The 1,331-nt window shown below is 64.3% G+C and carries 1 protein-coding gene; it reads left to right on the top strand.

Translation table 11 applies throughout. From position 1 onward, the window contains the following. Positions 1-66: 66 nt before the first annotated feature. Positions 67-1,299, top strand: a complete 1,233-nt coding sequence (locus BW14_RS11815) for an ISL3 family transposase (RefSeq protein WP_081886587.1) — start codon at positions 67-69, stop codon at positions 1,297-1,299. Positions 1,300-1,331: the final 32 nt, after the last annotated feature.

Raw genomic sequence — 1,331 nt, 5'->3', positions numbered from 1 at the left:
GGCCTTTCGCTGTTTGTAGTGGGTTGGCTGGTGTGCGGTGTGATGTCTGTCGGGTAGGTTGGAGGCATGGATACCTCGCATTTGTTCACAGCCGCGCTCCAGCTTCCGATGCCTTGGAAGGTCGAGTCCGTGGATTTCCGGGACGGCGACGACGGCAGGCAGGAGCTGCACATCACGATCGGTTTCGAGGCGGGCTCCCGCTTTCGCTGCCCCGAGCCGGGGTGCCGGCAGGACGAGTGCCCGGTGCATGACACGCGCGGGCGCGTGTGGAGGCATCTGAACTTCTTCCAGTACAAGGCGTTCATCCATGCCGGCGTGCCACGCGTGGCATGCCCGGAGCATGGCGTGAGGACCGTGCCTGTCCCGTGGGCGAGGCCGGGCAGCGGGTTCACGCTCCTGTTCGAGGCGTGGGCGGTCGAGATGGCCCGCCACCTGCCGGTCAGCACGCTCGCCGAGCAGGTCGACGAGACCGACACCCGCCTGTGGCGGTTCATCGCCCACTACGTGGACGAGGCCCGCAGACTCGAGGACTACACGGGCGTGGAGGCCATCGGTATCGACGAGACCAGCCGCAAGGGGCACAACTACATCACGGTGGTCGCCGACCTCGTCGAGCACGACGTGATCAACGTGACGGCCGGCAAGGACTCGTCCACGGTGAAGCGGTTCGTCGACGACTTCACGGCGCACAACGGAGTGCCCGGATACGTGCGGCTCGTCACCTGCGACATGAGCCTGGGGTTCCGGAAGGGCATCCGCGAATACCTGCCCAACGCGGAGCGGATCGTCGACAAGTTCCACGTTGTCAAGCACGCCAACGAGGCCGTCGACAAGGTCCGGAAGGCCGAAGGACGCTCCAACGGGCTGCTGAAGAGGACGAAGTACCTGTGGCTGCGCAACGAGTCCGGGCTGAGCGAACTGCAGTTGGAGACCAAACACGCTCTCATGAAACAGCGGCTGAAGACCGGCCGGGCGTGCCAGATGCGCGAGACCCTGCAGGACATCTACGAGACCAGCCGCACGCCGGCCGAGGCGTGGTCGCGCCTGCATCGCCTGTGCTCGTGGATGATGCACTCACGGCTGGAACCCATGAAGGACCTCGCCCGCATGATCCGCAGGCACTGGAACGAGATCCTGGCCTACTTCACCCACCCGTACACCAACGCGGTCCTCGAGGGCGTCAACAGCGTCATCCAGAACGTCAAACGACGAGCACGCGGATTCAGGAACATGGACTACTTCGCCACCATGATCTACCTTACCTGCGGCAAACTCGACCTCAAAGCAGTCACCGCCTAACCCCCGCGACCCACCACAAACAGCGAATAGCC

Origin of the sequence: Bifidobacterium sp. UTBIF-68, assembly GCF_006408855.1 — a bacterium.
Classification (GTDB): Bacteria; Actinomycetota; Actinomycetes; order Actinomycetales; family Bifidobacteriaceae; genus Bifidobacterium; species Bifidobacterium reuteri.
The sequence above is the reverse complement of the archived record's forward strand: the minus strand, read 5'-3'. Positions and strand labels throughout refer to the sequence as shown.

Excerpts from the sequence above, each read along its gene's own strand:
- BW14_RS11815 (WP_081886587.1), top strand. The coding sequence starts at position 67 with ATGGATACCTCGCATTTGTTCACAGCCGCGCTCCAGCTTCCGATGCCT.